Genomic DNA, 18,292 nt, shown 5'->3' on the forward strand with positions numbered 1-18,292 from the left:
GACCGCAGCGCGCGCTCAGCCGGCGGGCGGCGTGGCGCAGACGGCGAGGTTGGAGATCGTCTCGTGGTACTGCTCTGCGGTGAACGGCAGGCCGAACTCCGGAGCGGTCTGGCCCTCGGCGGCCGGCGCCTTGGACGCGATCGCCGCGAGCTCCCAGGCGAGGTACGCGGCGGGGCTGCCGCCTATCGATGACGAGTTCAGCACGACCGAGACGGTGAACCCGGTCTCCGGGTCGGAGTACGATGCGCTCACGTATCCCGGCGTCCAGCCGTGCTGGCCGATGAGCGGGCCGACGAGGAATGCACCGCCGGTGGCCTGGTACCACGATGGCGCGTCCGTGGCCGTCGGGAGCGGATTCGCGAACTGGCTCGGCTCCTTGCCCTCGCGCAGAGCCTGGGCGGCTGCAGCCTGGCTGAAGCGGCCCAGGTCGTCGATGGTGGAGACCACACCGGAATCGGTGAATCCTGTGCTCGACGAGAGCTTCGTGATGTCGACCGGCGCGGTGCAGTCGTAACCGCCCTCGATCGCAGGGAGGTAGCTGCCGGTGAGCGGGTCGTCCCCGGGGGCGGCCGCGGCACTCGACGGCAGCGACGTGTTCTCGAGCTGCAACGGTTCGGTGACGTACTTCGCGATGAGCTCGGATGCCGTCATCCCGGATGCGCGTTCCAGGGCGAGACCGAGCAGGAGATACGCCGCATCCGAGTCGCCGTACGAGACGCCCGACTCCGCGAGGCTCTTTCCCAGGCCGTACGAGGCGAGTTCGAGCGGCGCCCACACCCGCTCGGGGGTGTTCTGCCACATGCCGCTGACGGCGGCCTCGGACGACCCGATCCCGCTCGTGCCGTTGCACAGCTCGAGCAGCGTGACATCGGCGAGTCCTGCGACGCCCGAGACGTACTCCGGAACGGAGCCGTCGAGCTCGACGACGCCCTCGTCGGCGAGCGCGTACAGCACCTCGCAGGTCATCAGGCGGGTGGTGTCGCCGATGCGGAACGACATGTCCTTGGTCACCGGGGTCTGGTCCTCGACCGACTGCGTCCCGAGGCCCGTCACCCAGGTGCCGCTCCACGGCACCCAGACGCCGACGATCGCGCCGGTCGCGCCGGTCTTCTGCATCGCGTTCTCGACGGCGGCCTGCAGCTGGGCCGCCGTGTCGTCGGAGAGCTTCTGATCGACCTGCGCGGGAGGGGTGTACGAGACCGTCTCGTCAGAGGAGCATCCGGTCAGGACCAGCGCGAGCGCAGCGGCGCCGGCGACGACGGCGCGCATCCGGCGCGACGAGAGAAGGTGCATGTACGGACTCCCCGATGTTCTATCCCACCGAGTCTAAGGTGCGGTGCTGAGAAGTCCCGCGCACGGCGGAGCCCTCGCGGCAGACGTACAGTGATGACCATGCCTCACATCTTCGACGCCGACGTGACAGACGCCATCCTCGGCCACATGAACGGCGACCACTCCGATGACAACCTCCTCATCGCGCGCGCCTTCGCCTCGGCATCCGACCTGCCGATCACGAATGCCGTGATGACCGATCTCGACGGCGACGGCGGCGTGTGGCAGATCACCCGCGCCGGCATCCCCGAGGAACTGCGTGTGCCGTGGCCGGGCGGATCGATCGACGAGCGCCCGGCAGTGCGCCGCGAAGTCGTCGCGCTCTACGACGCCGCCTGCGAGAAGCTCGGCATCGAGCCGCGACCCCACGCCTGAGAACTCGGCACTTCCGCCACAGGTAAGGCGACCCTTACACTGAACGCATGGCCGATATCCTCTCCTTCTCCGCCGCACTGCGCGAACGCTCCTCCGGTTCCCATTCCCGCAGCGAGCACGCCGGGTTCATGGCCGACCTGCTCAAGGGCGAGGGGTCACGAGAGGACTACATCGCGCTCGTCTCACAGCATTACTTCATCTACGAGGCGCTCGAATCCGCCGGTGAGCGGATGCGCCGCGACCCGGTGGCATCGGTCTTCCTCAGCGACAAGCTCACGCGCCTTCCCGCGCTCGAGGCCGACCTCGAGTTCCTCGTCGGCCCCGACTGGCGAGCGCATCGCGCCGCGCCGACGACCGAACGGTACGTCGCACGCGTCGACGGGGTCGGCGCCACCTGGGCCGGCGGCTTCGTCGCGCACCACTACACCCGCTACCTCGGCGACCTCTCGGGCGGGATCTTCATCGGCCGCGTCATGCAGCGCCGCTTCGGGTTCGAGACCAACGGCGTGGGCTTCTACCTGTTCGACGACATCGCCGACCCGAACGCGTTCAAGGACGTCTACCGCGAGCAGCTGGATGCCGCACCGTGGGACGACGCCGAGCGCGAGCGCGTCATCGACGAGGTGCTGCTGGCGTACCGGTTCAACACCGAGCTTTTCGAAGACCTCGACCGGGCACGCCTCGCGGCGTGACCCTCACCGTTCAGGAGCCCGCGACCTCGGGAGTGGATCCCTGCCGCGCCTCCCACGCCTCGCGCATGAAGCGGCGCACGTCCTGATCGACGCGGATGTCGCTGGGCCGCAGGGGCCGTGACAGGTACAGGCCGTCGAGCGACGTGAGGCGCGAGAGCGCCACGTACGTCTGCCCGGGCGCGAACGCACCGCTGCCCAGATCGATGACCGCCCTGTCGTAGGTCTTGCCCTGCGACTTGTGGATCGTCACCGCCCACGCCAGGCGCAGCGGGAACTGCATGAACTCCGCGATCACGTCGCGGCTGAGGGTCTTCGAGTTCGCGTCGTACGAGTAGCGGAACCGCTCCCAGACCGCCGGCTCGACATCCACGTCCTCGCCGTCGATCTCGACGCGCACCGATCCGCCGAGGATGCGCTTGACCGTCCCGATCGTGCCGTTCACCCAGCGCGGTGGCTCGCCGGTCATCGACACGTCGTTGCGCAGGAACATCACCTGCGCGCCGACCTTGAGCTTCAGCTCGGCATCCGCGGGGTAGTTGCCGTCCCCCCTGCCGAAGTCGCCGTTGATCTCGGCACGGGCGGTCTGCTCTTTGCCGGCGAGGGCCGCCAGGTGCCGGCGGTTGATGTTGTTCACGATGTCGTTGCGGGTGGCGAGCGTGATCATGGGGATCTCGCCGGGCTCGGGGTCGGGCGGCGTGCGAGTGCCCTGCTTGTTGAGGACCTCGGCGATGTCGGCGGTGACCCGGCCGTATCGGACGGCGTTGAGCATCGCCTTGAAACCGTCGTCGGACTGCCGATGGATCTGCACGAGCTCGCGCACGTGCAGCGGCGCCCCGTGCCTGCCGAGATCGATGAGGCCGTCGGCTTCGCCCATCGTGGCACCCGCCCAGACCTTCGCATCGAAGAACCAGAACGAGCGGTAGTGGTCCTGCACGTAGCGCAGCTCGTCTCCGCGGGGCGGCACGGGGGCGAGCTGATACGGGTCGCCGAACATGACGACCTGCACGCCGCCGAACGGCTCGGCCCGGCGCCCGCGCGCCTGCCGCAGAGCGCGGTCCATGCCGTCCATGAGGTCGGCGTTGACCATCGACACCTCGTCGATCACGAGTGTGTCGATCGCGTTCAGGATGCGACGCGTGGCGTCGTTCTGCTCGATCTCGCTCTCGGCGATGAGCCCGATCGGCAACCGGAAGAGCGAATGGATCGTCTGTCCCTCGACGTTGAGCGCCGCCACGCCCGTCGGAGCGCAGATGGCGATCTGCTTCTGCGTGTTCCATGCGAAGTACTGCAGCAGGGTCGATTTGCCCGTCCCGGCACGGCCGGTGATGAACACGTGCTCCCTGGTGTCCTCGATGAGCCGGAAGAGCTCCTGCTGCTCGTCGGAGAGGGCGGGGAGGGACACGCCTCTCATGGTACGTCGCCGATCGCTCGGCGCTCGGCAGTGTCCCAGCCCGCGCTCCTAGACTTGGCCCATGGATCAGCCCTCGACGACGCCCCGCGCGCGCCGCCGCCTCTGGTTCGATCTGACCGCCCTCGCGGTCATCGGCGTGCTGCTGCTCGCCGCCCTCGGCGCCGGCATCGCCGTGCTGTACAAGGAGTTCTACGGCCCGTCCGCCTTCGTCACGCGCTACATCGATCTGCTCGCTACCGGCCACGCCGCCGACGCCCTGCGCATGCCCGGCGTCTCGATCGACCGCGAGACCCTCGCCGACGCGGGCATCGACGAGACGGCATCCGAGGCGTTGCTCCGCCAGGCCGCACTGGCACCGCTGACAGACGTCGCCGTCGTGTCGGAGAAGACCTCGGAACGCGGTGTCACCTCCGTGACGGTCGAATACGTCGCCGGCACCCACCCCGGCACCTCCACCTTCCAGGTCGAACAGGACGGCTGGGCAGGCATCACACCGAACTGGCGGTTCGCGCAGTCGCCGCTCGCCGCCGTCGCGCTCACCGTGCTGGGCGCCGACCGTTTCGCTGTGAACGGATTCGAGGTCGATCGGAACCAGGTCTCCGCCGCCGGTGCCGATGCCGCGGGCGAAGATCCGCTGCCGCTTCTCGTCTTCACCCCCGGGCTGTACTCGGTGACCGTCGACACGGCGATCTCGAGGGCTGCCGGTGTGAGCTTCCTCGCCGATTCGCCGCTCACCCAGACACCGGTGGAGCTGCAGACCGAGCCGACCGACAAGTTCGTCGCGGTCGTGCAGGAGCAGGTCGAAGAGTTCCTCAGCGAGTGCACGACGCAGCAGGTGCTGCAGCCGACCGCCTGCCCATTCGGACTCGAGGTGCACAACCGCATCGTCGCCCCGCCGGTGTGGTCGATCGCGGCGCAGCCGTCCGTGACGGTCGAGCCCTCGGGCGCGCACTGGATGATCCCGCCCACGGATGCCGTGGCGCACATCGAGGTCGACATCCAGTCGCTGTACGACGGCTCGGTCGAGCACGTCTCGGAGGACGTGCCGTTCCGGATCGACGGGTCGATCACGATCCTGCCTGACGGATCGGCATCCATCCGCGTCGGCAACCCCGACGGCGCCTGATCAGCGGGCGGCTTCGCGCGCGTCCTTCTCGGCGAGCGCCGCGAGCTTCGCGTTGTACTCCTCGAGCTCGGCTTCCCCGGTGCGGTCGGCGTGCCGGTCACGCCGGCGCTGCACCTTGGTGTCGTCGCGGCTCCACTGGATCGCCACCGTGATCGCGAGGATGAGCGTCGGGATCTCGCCCACCGACCAGGCGATGCCGCCGCCGACGTACTGGTCGAACATCGGCGTCGGGCCCCACGTGCGCCCCATCGACCCGAACCATTCGGCGACCATGAGCCCCTCCTGCATCATGATCGCCATGCCGAAGAACGCGTGCATGGCCATGACGGCGATGAGGGTGATGAGCCTGCCCGGGTACGGCAGACGGTACGGCACCGGGTCGATGCCGACGAGGCTCATCACGAACAGGTAGCCCGAGATGAGGAAGTGGATGATCATCCACTCGTGGCCGAGGTGCTCGTACATCGACCAGCGGACGAGATCGGTGAAGTAGAACGCCCACAGCGAGCCGATGAAGATGCCGGCCGCGACGAACGGGTGTGTCACGACGCGTGAGAACGGCGAGTGAACGGCCCACAGGATCCATTCCCGGCCGCCACGGGTGCCGTCGTCCCGCTTGTGGATGCTGCGCAGGGCGAGCGTGATCGGCGCCCCGGAGACCAGCAGCAGCGGTATCGCCATCGACAGGATCATGTGGCCCAGCATGTGCACGCTGAACAGGTACTCCTGGTACAGGTTGATCGGGCCGCAGGTGACCCAGACGAGCAGGAGGAGGCCCAGCATCCAGAACACGGTGCGGTGGATGGGCCAGCGGTCTCCCCGGCGGTGCAGCCGCCGGACACCTGCGAGGTAGAAGAACGCGCCGAGGATCGCCGCGAGCAGCCAGAGGATGTCGATGTCCCAGCCGGTGAACCATTTGTCGAGCGTGAACTCGGGCGGCAGCGGCGAGCGGGTGAGGATCTCGGCCGGGGTCTGCCGGACGGCGGCCGTGTCACCGACCGGTGGGGGCGTGCGGGCGAGGGCGGCGGCGGCACCGGATGCGAGGCCCATGAGGGCGACTTCGCCGAGCACGAGCATCCAGAACCGGCTCGACGCGCGCTCGGTCTCGAGCTTCGGGATCAGCCGCGTGCGGTACCAGGCGCCGAGCAGCCCCATGGCGCACAGCAGCACCGCCTTGGCGACGATGATGAGCCCGTACGGCGACCACAGCGCATCCCAGCTGCCGAGCCCCACGGTGGAGCGCACGACACCCGAGACGGCGACCACGAAGAACGCGGCGATCGCGAGGCTCGAGTAACGGCTGACGAGGTGCTTCTCGTCGACGCCCTTGGACAGGCGCAGGATGACGAGGAGCATGAGGCCGCCCAGCCACACGGCCGCGCCGATCGTGTGCAGCAGGATGGAGTTGACCGCCACGACGTGACCGGACAGCTCGCCGGAGTGGCCCTGCGTCGCCATCGGCACGAGGGCTGCGAGCGCGATGATCGCGGTGAACAGCGTCGGCGTCCAGCTGCGCCACGCGAACGCCAGGATCGTGACGGCGGCGCCCATGACGGTCGTGATGAGCCACGCCTGGCCGAGGGGCAGGGCGAGGAGGAAGCGGCCCAGCTGCTCGCCGAACTGCTGCTCGAGGCTGATCTGCGGGTTGAACGCGGCGAGGAAGGTGAGGAATCCGGTCGCGGCCGATGACACGGTGAACACGGCCGCGCCGATGGATGCCGCATCCATCGCGGTGTCGAACGCCTTCTCGCCCGCGCGCAGGGCGAACAGGGCGAGTACCATGGGGCCGATCATGAGGGCCGCGCCGATGCTGTTCACGGTGCGGGCGATCGGCAGGCCCCAGCGGATGGCGTCGCCGGGATCGCCGACGAGCAGAGGCGCCGCACCGCCGCCGAGGACGAGGGCGACCACGAGGGCGATCGCCGCTGTCACGGCGAGGATCAGGATGCCGGCGGCGCGGTAGGACGACGCGGGCGCGCCGCTGGCCGCAGTGGGCGTGCGCTTGCCGGAGGAACTCACCCCTCAAGCCTAAGCTCGCGCCTGTGCCCTGCGGGACGCACGAAGGCCGCCCCGATCGGGACGGCCTTCGTTGAAGGGAGCAGTCTTACTTGACGGCAGCCTTGAGCTTGGAGCCGGCGGTCACCTTGACGCGCTTGCCGGCCGGGATCTTGATCTCGGCGCCGGTCTGCGGGTTGCGGCCGGTGCGGGCAGCGGTGTCGACCTGCTCGAACGAGATCCAGCCCGGGATCGAGACCTTGCTGCCCTTGGCAACAGCGTCCGAGACCGTGGCGAAGAGCGAGTCGAGGACGCCCGAGACGGTGGCCTGGCTCTGGCCGGTGGCGGAAGCGATGCTCGCGACGAGCTCGGTCTTGGTGATGGACTTGTCAGCCATGTCATCCTCCAGCGACGATGTCACGTCGCATTGTCGTGTTTGTCGGAGCGGATGCTCCTGGTCGATCGACCGCCTCGAATGTACCAACCGACACCCGTATTTCCGCGTCATTTCGCGGGTTTTGGGGTTTTTTCAGGCGAGTCGAGTCACATCCGTCACATCCGTCACACGTTTCGGGGCGTGCTGCCCGGCCGCAGCGATCCGCCGAAGCGGAGGAGATCTCACGAAATGGAGGAGTGGATGCCGCATCCGCACCCTCCGCTTCGAGCAAACTCCTCCGTTTCGCGGGTGCGCAGTGCAAGGATTGGGGTCGAGAACCGCGACTCAGCCCAGGTGCAGCCCTTGAGCGACGGCATCCATGATCAGGGCCTGTACCTGCGGCCACTGATTCATCACTTGGTCGTATCCGACCCTGATGACGTGATAGCCGCGCAGTTTGAGGCGCGCATCGTGTTCGATGTCGCTGGTGCGCTGCCGACCGACATGGTGCCCGCCGTCGATCTGCAGCACGAGCCGGTCGCCGATGAGGACGTCGACGGGCCGGTCGAGGATCCACACCTGCGGAAGCAGACGCAGCCTCAGCCACCGCAGTCGGTGGATCACCATCGTCTCGAGTCCGGAATCCGCGAACGGCCGCGCAGATTCCAACACCGCCAGCGCGGACGGTGGCAACGGCAGCCGAGCGATCGCCTCACGGTCCGTCAGCTGTTTGTTGAGGGCTGACTCCCATATGACAAGGGCTTCTTCGAACGGACGGCAGATCGCCACGAGAACCAGGGCGTTCACGAGAGAGTCCTCGCACGCGTCCGGGTTCCTGGGCACGACCGGTCGAGCCCAGTGGACGACCGCACCTCCGGGGTCGACGCGTCCCGAGTGCGCTGCGGCCGCGACGTGGATCCGTGAGCCGTCCGGCACCCAGAGACCGCTTCGCTCCGCGAGCGTTACGCAACTGAGGATGACGCCTCGCTTCACGGCGGTGATCTTCATGCGATCGGCATCCGGAAGTGCGACCCAGCCGTTGCGAACGGTCTGGATTCGTCCCGACTCTTTGAGTTTGCGCAGCGCGTGCGGACTCGCTCCGTCGAGCAACAGGGTGTTCGTCCGCGCGACTCCGCCGCGTTCCCGCAACTGTGCGATGGGATCCATCGTTCGAGGATGCCCGTCGGTGCGCGGGGGTGCCCGCGGGATCCCACGATCGGACAGAAATGCGCAACGTGCCACTCCTGTGCAGGAGAAATGCGCGACGCGAAGACGGAGGACTTCACACGAAATGGAGGACGGGATGCCGCATCCGCGCCCTCCGGTTCGTGTGAAGTCCTCCCGTTCGCGGCGCGGGCAAGCAGGATGCCGGGAACGCGAAAGGGGCGAGGATCCGAAGATCCTCGCCCCTCACAAAGCGATGCTTACCAGCTCGACTTGGTCACACCGGGCAGCTCGCCACGGTGGGCCATGTCACGGAAGCGCACGCGCGAGATGCCGAACTTGGTCAGCATTCCACGGGGGCGTCCGTCGATGGCGTCACGCGAACGCACGCGAACCGGCGACGCGTTGCGCGGCAGCTTCTGCAGGCCGACGCGTGCGGCCTCGCGGGCCTCGTCGGTCGCGTTCGGGTCGACCAGGGTCTTCTTCAGCTCGGCACGGCGCTCCGCGTAGCGGGCGACGATGACCTTGCGCTGCTCGTTGCGAGCGATCTTGCTCTTCTTCGCCATGTTTAGCGCTCCTCGCGGAATTCGACGTGCTTGCGGACCACCGGGTCGTACTTCTTGAGCACGAGACGGTCGGGGGTGTTACGACGGTTCTTCTTGGTCACGTAGGTGTAACCGGTGCCTGCCGTCGAACGCAGCTTGATGATCGGACGGACGTCCTGAGCCTTCTTGGCCATTAGAGCTTCACACCCTTCGCCTGGAGGTCCTTGACGACGTTCTCGATGCCGCGGGCGTCGATCACCTTGATGCCCTTGGCGGACACGTTGAGCGTGATCTTACGACCGAGCGACGGAACGAAATAGGTCTTCTTCTGCACGTTCGGGTCGAAGCGGCGCTTCGTCCGGCGGTGCGAGTGCGAGACGTTGTGACCGAAGCCGGGAACTGCTCCAGTCACCTGGCACACTGCTGCCATGTGATTACTCCTTCATTACCGTGAGACCGGACGGCCTCACCCAAGATCCCTTGTCTGCGCGCCGCCGACGCTTCGACAGGCTCAGCGATCGAGCGGCACACGAACTGCGCACAGGAGTGTGCACAGACAAGGAGTCAGTCTAGCACGGCCTGCGCTTCGGCCGGGCCCCTTCCCCAGCGGAACGGCGACACCGTGGGATCGCCGTCGATCCAGAACCGCCAGGGGAAGGCATCCGTCCCCGCGATCCCGGCCACCCCGACCCGCGGGCCCGAGACGACGTCTACCGGCGCTTCGTCCCACCACAGCTCCGCGGTCGCCCCCGCGCGCGGCTCGCCGGTGATCGCGTCGATGCCATCGTGAAGCGGATGCCGCAGGCCCGACACCTGCCCGAACCGCCCCGGTCCTCGCGCCAGGTCGCGCCCTGACCGCACGGCGCCGGTCGCGGATGCGGTGCGGGATGCCGCGGCATCCGCCCCAGTCGTGACGGATCCGGCTCGCAGCAGCACACCGCCCGCCAGGCCCTCCGGACCGCACACGACATTGACGCACGAGTGGATGCCGTGACTGAGGTACACGTACAGGTGACCCGGCTCGCCCCACATGGTGTCGTTGCGGGCGGTCCGTCCCATGCGGGCGTGCGAACCGGGGTCGGGCACATCGCCTGTCCCCTGACCGTGATACGCCTCGACCTCGGTGATGCGCAGCCGCACCTCGGTGCCGTCGGCGACCGTGCGCAGCTCTGCTCCGAGCAAGCGCGGAGCGACCTCGAGCGGCAGACCCTCGAGGTCTGAGCGCTGCGCGCGCCGCATCAGAATGCCGGCGCCATCTGACACCACGACACGTCGAAACCGGTCAGAGCGACCAGCTCCTCGCCGGACCGCAGATCGATCAGGTGCGTCTCGAGCGTGGTCGGCAACGGCACGAGCATGTCGTCATACGCGTTGTCGACGAGGTCCGGAGCGACCGTCACAGCCGCGTACTGACCGCTCGGCGACGGGCACGCCTGCAGGATCGCACTGCCTGCGGCCACCTCGATGATCGGTTCGGCCGCGCCGTCGTCGTCCACGCGGATGATCGCCTGTCCGGTCGGCAGACCGCTCTCGTCGCGGGCGACGATGTGGCGCAGGGTTCCGCCGGGGAACGGCGAGATCGACGTCGCAGGTCCGTAATCCGGATCGGATGCCTCCAGCGGCGTCTCCGACCCGTCGGCCAGGTTCAGCTCCACGATGCTCTGGTCGGCGCGCTCGACGATCGCGGTGTAGGTGCCGCGGGAGACCCCGAGCAGCTGCATCGCGATACCCATGTTCTGTGCGCCGGCATCGCCGGAGCGGTCATCGAGCGAAAGAGTCCCGGCGAAGTCGATGAACAGCACGGCGGCGGAATCGGGCACGAACTGCCATTCGGCGATGCTCGCCTCTTCGCCGCCCACCTCCACGATGTGCGGCTCGTCATCCCCGCTCAGCAGCTGCGTCACCAGAACGCTCGCCCGGCCGCTGTCCTCCGTGATGGTCCGGTCGGAGTAGATGTAGCCGACCAGTCCGCCGCGGTCCGACACCTGCACCGAACTGACGTAACCGTCGCCGGGCAGGGTCAACTCGTGCACGTTCTCGCCCTGGTGATCCATCACGAGCACGCGCGACCCGTCGTCGTCCTCGACCGCGACGACCAGCGAGGTGGCCGTCGCGCGGTAGTCGTTGATGCGCGCGTGCGTGAACACCGGCACCGCCTTCTCACCAGAGAGATCGGTGCGGAAGATCGAATCGTCCTTGTCGGATCGGTTGAGCAGGAAGACCTCGGATGGCGGCGTCGAGAAGGACGTGCGCAGGTCGGATGCCGGCCCGCCGCCCTCACCGGTGACGCCCGCGATCGAGACCGTGTAGTCGGTCGCGTCGTCGAGCGGGACGGTGAATCGGATGCCGATGCTGCGCCCGGCGGCATCCACGGTGAACGGGACGGCGGGCTCGACGGTCACCTGCGACTCGTCGATCTGCTGCAGCGACTGGTTCGCGGTGAGGATCACGCGGCTGCCCGAGACCTGGATCGCCTCGGCCGGGTCGACCGTCACCTGGCTGATGCGCGGCCCCTGGAACAGGCTGACGGCGCCGAGGCCGCCGGCGATGACGACGAGAACGCCGACCACCGCGAGCATCGTCGTGAGGAAGCGGCGGTCGCGGGGCGATGCCGGTTTCGACTCCTCGCTCCGCTCGTCGCTCAACCCGTTTCGTCTCGCCTGCGGGTCGCTCAACGATCCGTGAGATGAAGCCCCGGCCTCAGCGGAAGACTCATGCGGGGCGTTGAGCGGAGGAGGCGCAGCCTCCGAAGCCGAAACGGGCTGAGCGACCGGAGGGAGTCGAAGCTTCGCGTCCTCGGGAGCCTGGGGGATCTCGGGAACCGCGGCCTCAGCCGCCTCGCGCTCGGCGGCCTCGCGCGCGGCGCGGGCCTCGGCGCGGGTCTGCGGACGGCCGGGCTGGTCGTCAGTACTCATACGGGTCCTTCGGCTCGTCCACGGCCTTGACGGACGTGGGGAGCACGCGCAGCGAGCCGTCGGCATCCGCCTTGACGGTGCCGGTGACCTCGATCCACTGTCCGGTTCCGAACTCACCGGCATCCATCGTCACCGGCACCGCGGCCGGCTGCGCGTCGATCACGCAGTGCGTGATGATCATGCGGGTGAGGTTCACGGCATCCGATTCGCCCGGCGTGACGAAGCCGACCAGGGTGACGGGCGAGCCGTCGTACGCCTCGGGGCGCGAGGCGGTCGCGAACACGCTCGACCATTCGCCGATCCCGAACGTCGTGGTGTCGGCGACGCCGAGGGTCGGGGTGTCGGCGCCGGCGAACAGCGTGCCTCCGGCATCCGCTCGAGAGAGGGCGAGCTGCACCGACAGCGACGCCGGGGGCAGCACGAGCGCTGCGACGACGACACCGGTCGCGACGACCCCGGCAGAGATGGTGCCGGCGAGCGCCAGCGGGCGCCGCGACGGCTCGGCGGACGCGTCGATGTCACCGTGATCGTGACCGTGATCGGATTCCGCACCGAGCGGCAGCGCGAACGACCAGATCGCGCCGAGGATGACGACGACGGCGCCCGCGCACGCGAACCAGATCGACTCAGGGCTGATGTAGAGCGTGAGCTGACCGGTGACGGCGAGGCCGAGCGTGATGATCGAGATGACGACGGCGAGGCCGATGCCGAGCCAGCGGTTGCCGACCGCTGCCCACAGGGAGGAGGACTCAGCCAAAGACGTTCACCCCGATCCCGATCGCGAAGGCGCTCGTCAGCACGACGGCGACGATGCCGACGAGCGTGCGGGCGGTGAAGGTCGTGCGCAGCAGCGCGAGCATCTTGATGTCGACGAGCGGGCCGACGAGGAGGAAAGCGATCAGAGCGCCCGACGAGAACGTCGATGCGAACGACAGCGCGAAGAACGCGTCGACGTTCGAGCAGATCGCGACGGTCATCGCGAGCGCCATCATCGCGACGATCGAGAGCACGGGGTTCGAGCCGATCGCGAGCAGGGCGTCGCGGGGCACGAGCACCTGCACGGCTCCGGCGAGCGCCGATCCGATCACGAGGGCAGGCATCACCGCGCGCAGCTCGATGAGGAACTGCGTGAGGCTCCGGCGGGTGGGCGTGCCGTGCTCGTGCACGACGCGCTCGCACGTGGCCGTGAACTGGCGGGTGAGCAGCGCGTCGGGATCGGGGTGGCGGCTGTAGATCCATCCGATGAGGTTCGCGATGAGGTAGCCGCCGATGAGGCGGATGACGAGGATGCCGCCGTCGAAGCCGAACGCAGCGTGCGTGGTGATGATGACGATCGGGTTCACGATGGGCGCCGCGATGAGGAACGTCAGCGCCTCGGCCGGGGCGAGGCCTCGCATCATCAGGCCGCGGGCGAACGGCACGTTTCCGCACTCGCACACCGGGATGAGCATCCCGAGCAGCGAGAGCACGGCGCGACGGGCCCACCCGGCGCGCGGCAGCCAGCGGTGGATGAGATCCGGCGGCAGCCACACCTGAACGACGATCGAGAGCACGACACCCAGGACGACGAACGGCAGCGCCTCGATGAGCACGCTGAGGGCGAGGGTGAGTCCGTCCTGCGCCCGGTCGGGCAGGGAGTCCTGGAAGAGCGTCGGGGCGAACCGGTCGATGAGGAACAGTGCGGCGATGACGACGACGCCGATGCCCACCCCGATCCACGGCGAGCGCCGTGCCGGCGGTCGATGCGACGGCGGACGCGTCGCGGTCGCCGTGCTCACGCGGTGCCTTCGGCGCCTGCGCGCTTCTTGGCGCAGGGCGTGCAGAGCCCGAAGATGTCGACGACGTGCTCGGCTTCGCTGAATCCGTGCAGCGCGGCAGTCCGCTGGGCCCAGGCCTCGACGTCCTTGGCCTCGATCTCGACGGTGAGCCCGCACGAACGGCAGATGAGGTGGTGGTGGTGGCCCTCGGTCGAGCAGGCGCGGTAGAGGGCTTCGCCCTCGGGGCTCTGCAGCGAGTCGGCGTCGCCGGATGCCGCGAGCCCGGACAGGGCGCGGTAGACGGTGGCCAGACCGATACCGGTCTTCTCCTCGCGGAGAGTGGCGTGCAGGGTCTGCGCGCTGACGAATCCGCGCGCGTCCGAGAGCGCCTCACGCACGCGTTCGCGCTGCCAGGTGTTCCGCTGAGCCATGCCCTTGATTCTAGGCCGGAAGCGTTGTGCCGGACCTGGGAGAGGCGGCACGGCGCACGCGTCCGCGGATGCGCTGGGCAGCCCAGCATCCGGCGTAGATGAGGAACGAGATCGTGGTGATGTACGGGCTCACCGGCAGAGTGCCGGCGAGCGCGAGCAGGATGCCGCCGACCGCGGACACGAAGCCGAACAGGGCGGCAAGCAGCGGCACCGCCAGGGGGCCTGCGGTGACGCGCATCGCGGCGGCGGCAGGAGTCACGAGCAGCGCCATCACGAGCAGCGCCCCGATGATGTGGACGCTGACGGCGACGATGAGACCCAGCAGCACCATGAACGCGAGGCTCACGAAGCGGGTCGGGATGCCACGGGCGGACGCGGCGACCGGGTCGAGCGAGTCGAATCGCAGCGGGTTCCACATCAGCAGGAGCGCGACGAGCACGAATGCGCTGATGCCGACGAGCCAGCCGAGGTCGGGGCTCGAGACCGAGACGATCTGGCCGGTCAACAGGCCGAACCGGTTGGCGCTGCGTCCCTCGTACAGGGAGAGGAACAGGATGCCCAGGCCCAGGCCGAACGGCATGAGGACCCCGACGATCGAGTTGCGGTCGCGGGCCTTCGAGCCGAGGATGCCGATGAGGATGGCGGCGACGAGCGCGCCGCCCAGGGAGCCGGCGACGACGCTGCCGCCGAACAGCAGGGCCGCGGCGGCACCCGCGAACGACAGCTCGCTGACCCCGTGCACGGCGAAGGCGAGGTCGCGCTGCATGACGAAGACGCCGATGAGACCGCCCACGACGCCGAGCACGGCGCCGGCGATGATCGAGTTCGCCAGCAGCGCGACGAGGGCTCCGTAGTCCTGGAAGGAGAAGATGTCGCTCCAGTCGAGCGCGGGGACCATCATGCTTCGCCCTCGTCGTGGTCGTGGTCGTGGTGGTGGTGCGGCGTGGCATCCGGAGCTCCGACGACGACCAGCCGGTCGCCGGCGCGCAGCACGAACACCGGCGTGCCGTAGAGGTCGGTGAGCACCCGGCTCTGCAGCACCTCGTCCGGGGTTCCGAGAACGAACCGGCCTCCCGCGATGTAGAGGATGCGGTCGACCCGCCCCAGGATCGGGTTGATGTCGTGGGTGACGAACAGCACGGCGGCGTCGCGCTCGCGCCGCTGCCGGTCGATGATCTCGGTGACGCCGACCTGATTGGCGAGGTCGAGGTTCGACAGCGGCTCGTCGCACAGCAGCAGGGTCGGCTCGTCCGCGAGGGCCTGGCCCACGCGCAGCCGCTGCTGCTCGCCGCCGGAGAGCAGGCCGACGCGGCGGTCGGCGAAGTGCGCGGCTCCCACTCCTTCGAGGAGTCGGTCGACGCGCTCGCGGTCGCCGCGGCGCGGGATCGGCAGACCGAACCGGGTGCCGCTCACGCCCAGTGCGACGACGTCGCGGGCGCGCATGCTCGTGTCCGGCGGGAGCGGGCGCTGCTGCGGGATGTAGCCGATGCGCGGATTGCCGCGCTGCACCGCTTCGCCTCCGACCCGGATGCTGCCCGCGCTCAGGGGCTGCAGGCCGAGGATCGCCCGCATCAGGGTGGTCTTGCCCGAGCCGGACGGGCCGAGCACAGCGATGAACTCCCCGGGCTCGACGGTCAGGTCAAGTCCTGACCAGAGCTCCCGCTCTCCGCGCCGGAGCGCAGCGCCCGCGATCTCGAGGATCGGGGCGCTGCGCTTCGTACCGCGCGCCGCGTCGTCCGCACTCACGAATTCAGTGCGTCGGCGAGGCTCTGGATCGCGTCGTGCATCCACTCAGCGTACGACGATCCGTCCTCGAGAAGCTCGCTGAACGCGACGACGGGAATGCCGGCATCCTGCGCGGCCTGCTCAACCTTGTCCGTCTCGGACCCGCCGGTCTGCGCGTTCGTGAGCAGAACCCTCACGTCGCCGCTGCCGATGACATCGAGCGCCTCGAGCAGCGTGGCCGGGGCGACGTCGGTTCCCTCCTCGACGGCCTCGGCGAAGCCCTCGGGCGTCAGGTCGGTGAGTCCGGCGGCTGCGGCGATGTAACCGGGAAGCGGTTCGGTCATGAAGATCCCCGCGCCGGCGGCGTCCGCCTTGATGGTCTCGAGCTCGGACTCGGCGCCCTCGAGGTCGGAGATGATGTCGTCCGCCGCGGCGGTGAAGTCGGCGGCGCCGTCGGGGTCGAGCTCGGACAGCTCGTCGGCGATGCCCTCGACGACGTGGATCATCGTGTGCGGGTCGAACCAGACGTGCTCGTTGAAGCCCTCGATGTGATCGTGCCCCTCGTGGTCTTCTTCGCCCTCGTGGTCGTGCGCTTCGTCCTCGGCGTGGTCGTGGCCCTCTTCGGTCGCCTCGTCGTCGTGCCCGGCATTGCCCGGGTAGTCGTGCGAGAACTCGGCGGCTGTGAACACGTGCGCGTCCGATCCGTCGAGGAGCGTGTCGACGAACGCGTCGTAGCCGCCGCCATTCTCGATGACGAGGTCGGCATCGGCTACGGCGAGGCGGTCGCGGGCGGTCGCCTCATAGGAGTGCGGGTCCTGCGCCGCGGAGTCGATGATCGTCGTGACCTCGACGCGATCGCCGCCGATCTGCTCGGCAAGCGAGCCGTAGACGTTCGTGGATGCCGTGACGCGGATGAGACCGTCGCCATCGCCGCCGCCGGCGCTCGCCGTCGTCGAGCATCCGGCCAGGACGAGGGCGGATGCGGACAGAATGACGGCGGCGCGGAACTTGTGCATGCTCCGATGCTACACGCTAATGATAACCATTCTCAACACGAGGAAATAGGCGGCATGAGAATTGCCCCGCACGGCATCAGTCCACGAGCAGCGCGGGCTCCTCGAGGATAGCGGCGACGTCGGCGATGAAGCGGCTCATGCCGTCGCCGTCCACGACGCGGTGGTCGAACGACCCAGCAACGGTCGTGACGTAGCGCGGACGCACCTCGCCGTCGACGACCCACGGTTTCTGGCTGATCGTCCCCATCGCCAGGATGCCGGCCTCGCCGGGATTGATGATCGGGGTGCCGGCATCCATCCCGAACACGCCGATGTTCGTGATCGTGAACGTGCCGCCCTGCTGGTCGGCGGGCGGCGTCTTGCCGTCGCGTGCCGTGAGCGTGAGCCGGTTCAAGGCCCGGGCGAGGTCCTTCATGCTCAGCTCGTGGGCGTCCTTGATGTTCGGCACGAGCAGTCCGCGCGGGGTCGCCGCGGCGATGCCGAGGTTCACGTAGTGGCGCACGGCGATCTCGGCGCCGTCCTCGGTCTCGACCCATGCGGCGTTGACCATCGGGTTGCGGCGGATCGCCCAGATCACGGCCCTGGCCACGATCAGCAGCGGAGAGACCTTGATGTCGGCGTAGTCCAGCGACGACTTCAGGCGCTTGACGAGCTCCATCGTCCGGGTCGCGTCGACCTCCTTCCACACCGTCACGTGCGGTGCGGTGTAGGCGCTGCGCACCATGCCGGCGGCGGTGACCTTGCGGACGCCCTTGACCGGGATCGACTCGGTGCGGTCGGCGTCACCGCCCGCCTGTGCGGGCTCGGAGCCGCGCGAGAGACCCAGCGGTGCGAGGGATGCCGGCACCGTCTCCTCGCGCACGTCGCCCCACTCCGGAGTCTCGATGTTGCGGAAGACGCTCGCCTGGGATGCGTGCTTCACCACGTCGTCACGCGTGACCTCGCCGTCGGCACCGGTCGGCGCCACGGCCGACAGGTCGACCCCGAGGTCACGGGCGAGCTTGCGGATCGGCGGCTTGGCGATCACACCCACCGACGAGCGCACGGGGCGGTCGGCCGGGCGAGTCCGGCGCGAGGTGGCACCCCCGCCCGTGCCGTAGCCGACGAGAACGGATCCGCCCGGGGCTTCGACAGGCTCAGTCGCCGATGATGGCGAACCGGTCCCTGAGCCCGTCGAAGGGTCCGATTCGAAGCTGATGATGGGCGCCCCGACCTCGACGGTCGTCCCCTCGGTCACCAGCAGCTCGCCGACGACGCCTGCGTAGGGCGAGGGCAGCTCGACGAGCGACTTGGCCGTCTCGATCTCGACGAGCACGTCGTTGACCGCGACGGTGTCGCCGGGCGCGACCTTCCACGCGACGATCTCGGCCTCGGTGAGTCCTTCGCCGACGTCGGGGAGGTTGAAGTTCTGCGTTGTCATGAGGTGCCCTTC

20 protein-coding genes are annotated in these 18,292 nt (G+C 68.8%); 3 read left to right on the forward strand and 17 right to left on the reverse strand.

Translation table 11 applies throughout. The features are described 5' to 3' along the window. Positions 1-15: 15 nt before the first annotated feature. Positions 16-1,293: a serine hydrolase domain-containing protein gene (locus HWX58_RS10630; RefSeq protein WP_175987606.1), complete on the reverse strand. Its 1,278-nt coding sequence runs from the start codon at positions 1,291-1,293 to the stop codon at positions 16-18. A 99-nt stretch (positions 1,294-1,392) separates the two neighbouring features. On the opposite strand from HWX58_RS10630, the gene HWX58_RS10635 reads away from it, so the two are divergent. Together HWX58_RS10635 and HWX58_RS10640 are read left to right on the forward strand one after the other, a co-directional pair. Then, positions 1,393-1,707 carry a DUF2470 domain-containing protein gene (locus HWX58_RS10635; RefSeq protein WP_175987609.1) on the forward strand — a complete coding sequence of 105 codons (315 nt, stop codon included), beginning with the start codon at positions 1,393-1,395 and terminating at the stop codon, positions 1,705-1,707. 47 nt (positions 1,708-1,754) lie between these two features. Continuing rightward, complete coding sequence (locus HWX58_RS10640; RefSeq protein ID WP_175987611.1) at positions 1,755-2,399, forward strand: biliverdin-producing heme oxygenase; 645 nt, start codon at positions 1,755-1,757, stop codon at positions 2,397-2,399. 10 nt (positions 2,400-2,409) lie between these two features. Here HWX58_RS10640 and HWX58_RS10645 read toward each other — a convergent pair whose 3' ends face one another. Further along, positions 2,410-3,801: an ATP-dependent DNA helicase gene (locus HWX58_RS10645; protein ID WP_175987613.1), complete on the reverse strand. Its 1,392-nt coding sequence runs from the start codon at positions 3,799-3,801 to the stop codon at positions 2,410-2,412. 70 nt (positions 3,802-3,871) lie between these two features. Between HWX58_RS10645 and HWX58_RS10650 the strand changes: the two genes are divergently transcribed. Further along, the gene (locus tag HWX58_RS10650) at positions 3,872-4,936 is read left to right on the forward strand and encodes a hypothetical protein (protein WP_175987615.1); all 1,065 of its coding nucleotides are present in this window, start codon (positions 3,872-3,874) and stop codon (positions 4,934-4,936) included. Here the strand turns inward: HWX58_RS10650 and HWX58_RS10655 are convergent, their stop codons facing one another. The 15 genes from HWX58_RS10655 to HWX58_RS10725 form a co-directional block, all read right to left on the reverse strand. After that, positions 4,937-6,955, reverse strand: a complete 2,019-nt coding sequence (locus tag HWX58_RS10655) for a bifunctional copper resistance protein CopD/cytochrome c oxidase assembly protein (protein WP_438268254.1) — start codon at positions 6,953-6,955, stop codon at positions 4,937-4,939. Positions 6,956-7,040: 85 nt separating this feature from the next. Next, a complete protein-coding gene (locus HWX58_RS10660) occupies positions 7,041-7,328 on the reverse strand; it encodes an HU family DNA-binding protein (RefSeq protein WP_017203554.1) in 288 nt (95 codons plus the stop codon). Positions 7,329-7,652: 324 nt separating this feature from the next. Continuing rightward, a complete protein-coding gene (locus HWX58_RS10665; RefSeq protein WP_175987617.1) occupies positions 7,653-8,474 on the reverse strand; it encodes an endonuclease domain-containing protein in 822 nt (273 codons plus the stop codon). Positions 8,475-8,731: 257 nt separating this feature from the next. Next, positions 8,732-9,037: a 30S ribosomal protein S14 gene (gene rpsN / locus HWX58_RS10670; protein WP_175987619.1), complete on the reverse strand. Its 306-nt coding sequence runs from the start codon at positions 9,035-9,037 to the stop codon at positions 8,732-8,734. Positions 9,038-9,039: 2 nt separating this feature from the next. After that, positions 9,040-9,210 carry a 50S ribosomal protein L33 gene (gene rpmG, locus HWX58_RS10675; protein ID WP_046014935.1) on the reverse strand — a complete coding sequence of 57 codons (171 nt, stop codon included), beginning with the start codon at positions 9,208-9,210 and terminating at the stop codon, positions 9,040-9,042. Next, a complete protein-coding gene (gene rpmB, locus HWX58_RS10680) occupies positions 9,210-9,446 on the reverse strand; it encodes a 50S ribosomal protein L28 (RefSeq protein WP_025102729.1) in 237 nt (78 codons plus the stop codon). Before rpmB ends, rpmG begins: the two co-directional genes overlap by 1 nt. Before the next feature lie 134 nt (positions 9,447-9,580). Continuing rightward, on the reverse strand, positions 9,581-10,255 hold the full coding sequence (locus HWX58_RS10685; RefSeq protein ID WP_175987768.1) for a DNA-3-methyladenine glycosylase: 675 nt from the start codon (positions 10,253-10,255) through the stop codon (positions 9,581-9,583). Beyond that, positions 10,255-11,931, reverse strand: a complete 1,677-nt coding sequence (locus tag HWX58_RS10690) for an Ig-like domain-containing domain (RefSeq protein WP_175987621.1) — start codon at positions 11,929-11,931, stop codon at positions 10,255-10,257. Before HWX58_RS10690 ends, HWX58_RS10685 begins: the two co-directional genes overlap by 1 nt. Further along, positions 11,921-12,688 (reverse strand): TIGR03943 family putative permease subunit, encoded by a 768-nt coding sequence (locus tag HWX58_RS10695; RefSeq protein WP_175987623.1) that lies wholly within the window; start codon positions 12,686-12,688, stop codon positions 11,921-11,923. Before HWX58_RS10695 ends, HWX58_RS10690 begins: the two co-directional genes overlap by 11 nt. Next, positions 12,681-13,709 (reverse strand): permease, encoded by a 1,029-nt coding sequence (locus tag HWX58_RS10700; RefSeq protein ID WP_175987625.1) that lies wholly within the window; start codon positions 13,707-13,709, stop codon positions 12,681-12,683. Before HWX58_RS10700 ends, HWX58_RS10695 begins: the two co-directional genes overlap by 8 nt. Continuing rightward, on the reverse strand, positions 13,706-14,119 hold the full coding sequence (locus tag HWX58_RS10705; RefSeq protein ID WP_175987626.1) for a Fur family transcriptional regulator: 414 nt from the start codon (positions 14,117-14,119) through the stop codon (positions 13,706-13,708). The genes HWX58_RS10700 and HWX58_RS10705 overlap by 4 nt, the downstream gene beginning before the upstream one ends. Positions 14,120-14,129: 10 nt before the next feature. After that, positions 14,130-15,017 carry a metal ABC transporter permease gene (locus HWX58_RS10710; protein ID WP_175987770.1) on the reverse strand — a complete coding sequence of 296 codons (888 nt, stop codon included), beginning with the start codon at positions 15,015-15,017 and terminating at the stop codon, positions 14,130-14,132. Next, entirely contained in the window at positions 15,017-15,865 is an 849-nt protein-coding gene (locus HWX58_RS10715; protein WP_175987629.1) for a metal ABC transporter ATP-binding protein, read from the reverse strand. The genes HWX58_RS10710 and HWX58_RS10715 overlap by 1 nt, the downstream gene beginning before the upstream one ends. Continuing rightward, positions 15,862-16,860, reverse strand: a complete 999-nt coding sequence (locus tag HWX58_RS10720) for a metal ABC transporter solute-binding protein, Zn/Mn family (RefSeq protein ID WP_175987631.1) — start codon at positions 16,858-16,860, stop codon at positions 15,862-15,864. The genes HWX58_RS10715 and HWX58_RS10720 overlap by 4 nt, the downstream gene beginning before the upstream one ends. 76 nt (positions 16,861-16,936) lie before the next feature. Continuing rightward, entirely contained in the window at positions 16,937-18,280 is a 1,344-nt protein-coding gene (locus HWX58_RS10725) for a dihydrolipoamide acetyltransferase family protein (RefSeq protein WP_175987633.1), read from the reverse strand. Positions 18,281-18,292: the final 12 nt, after the last annotated feature.

Origin of the sequence: Microbacterium tenebrionis (assembly GCF_903645325.1) — a bacterium.
GTDB lineage: Bacteria > Actinomycetota > Actinomycetes > Actinomycetales > Microbacteriaceae > Microbacterium > Microbacterium tenebrionis.

Bases quoted from the DNA above. Each gene is read 5' to 3' on its own strand.
- rpsN (WP_175987619.1), bottom strand. From the start codon at position 9,037: ATGGCGAAGAAGAGCAAGATCGCTCGCAACGAGCAGCGCAAGGTCATC.
- HWX58_RS10635 (WP_175987609.1), top strand. From the start codon at position 1,393: ATGCCTCACATCTTCGACGCCGACGTGACAGACGCCATCCTCGGCCAC.
- HWX58_RS10660 (WP_017203554.1), bottom strand. From the start codon at position 7,328: ATGGCTGACAAGTCCATCACCAAGACCGAGCTCGTCGCGAGCATCGCT.
- HWX58_RS10640 (WP_175987611.1), top strand. From the start codon at position 1,755: ATGGCCGATATCCTCTCCTTCTCCGCCGCACTGCGCGAACGCTCCTCC.
- HWX58_RS10665 (WP_175987617.1), bottom strand. From the start codon at position 8,474: ATGGATCCCATCGCACAGTTGCGGGAACGCGGCGGAGTCGCGCGGACG.
- HWX58_RS10690 (WP_175987621.1), bottom strand. From the start codon at position 11,931: ATGAGTACTGACGACCAGCCCGGCCGTCCGCAGACCCGCGCCGAGGCC.
- HWX58_RS10705 (WP_175987626.1), bottom strand. From the start codon at position 14,119: ATGGCTCAGCGGAACACCTGGCAGCGCGAACGCGTGCGTGAGGCGCTC.
- HWX58_RS10685 (WP_175987768.1), bottom strand. From the start codon at position 10,255: ATGCGGCGCGCGCAGCGCTCAGACCTCGAGGGTCTGCCGCTCGAGGTC.
- rpmG (WP_046014935.1), bottom strand. From the start codon at position 9,210: ATGGCCAAGAAGGCTCAGGACGTCCGTCCGATCATCAAGCTGCGTTCG.
- HWX58_RS10630 (WP_175987606.1), bottom strand. From the start codon at position 1,293: ATGCACCTTCTCTCGTCGCGCCGGATGCGCGCCGTCGTCGCCGGCGCC.
- HWX58_RS10720 (WP_175987631.1), bottom strand. From the start codon at position 16,860: ATGCACAAGTTCCGCGCCGCCGTCATTCTGTCCGCATCCGCCCTCGTC.
- HWX58_RS10650 (WP_175987615.1), top strand. From the start codon at position 3,872: ATGGATCAGCCCTCGACGACGCCCCGCGCGCGCCGCCGCCTCTGGTTC.
- HWX58_RS10710 (WP_175987770.1), bottom strand. From the start codon at position 15,017: ATGGTCCCCGCGCTCGACTGGAGCGACATCTTCTCCTTCCAGGACTAC.
- HWX58_RS10725 (WP_175987633.1), bottom strand. From the start codon at position 18,280: ATGACAACGCAGAACTTCAACCTCCCCGACGTCGGCGAAGGACTCACC.
- rpmB (WP_025102729.1), bottom strand. From the start codon at position 9,446: ATGGCAGCAGTGTGCCAGGTGACTGGAGCAGTTCCCGGCTTCGGTCAC.